General features: G+C 52.5%; 1 protein-coding gene. It reads left to right on the top strand.

What is annotated here, in order from left to right:
• Window positions 1-84: 84 nt before the first annotated feature.
• Window positions 85-259, top strand: a 175-nt coding sequence (locus SB717_RS37340) for a GrpB family protein (RefSeq protein ID WP_410908160.1), incomplete at its 3' end; no start/stop codon positions are given.

The raw sequence follows: 259 nt of genomic DNA, 5'->3' as shown, positions 1-259 counted from the left end.
ATGCAAGTCACGAACTGCAATGATTTTGACACACAGCGTCACGGAATTTCATTTTAACCGATTGAAAATTATGGATTTCAGGGAATGGCCATCATACTAATTGACCATGACCCAAGCTGGATCGAAACTGCGGACAGGCTCATCGCGCAGTTGCGTGAGCAGCTCGGTCCTCTTGTCCAGCGCCTCGACCACGTAGGCTCCACCGCGGTTCCGGGACTGTCGGCCAAGCCGAAACTGCACATTGATATCGTCGCCGGAG

The sequence above is a fragment of the Priestia sp. SIMBA_032 genome, assembly GCF_046535215.1.
Lineage (GTDB): Bacteria > Bacillota > Bacilli > Bacillales > Bacillaceae_H > Priestia > Priestia aryabhattai.
Note: the sequence above shows the minus strand (reverse complement) of the source record. Positions and strands in the feature narration are given on the sequence as shown.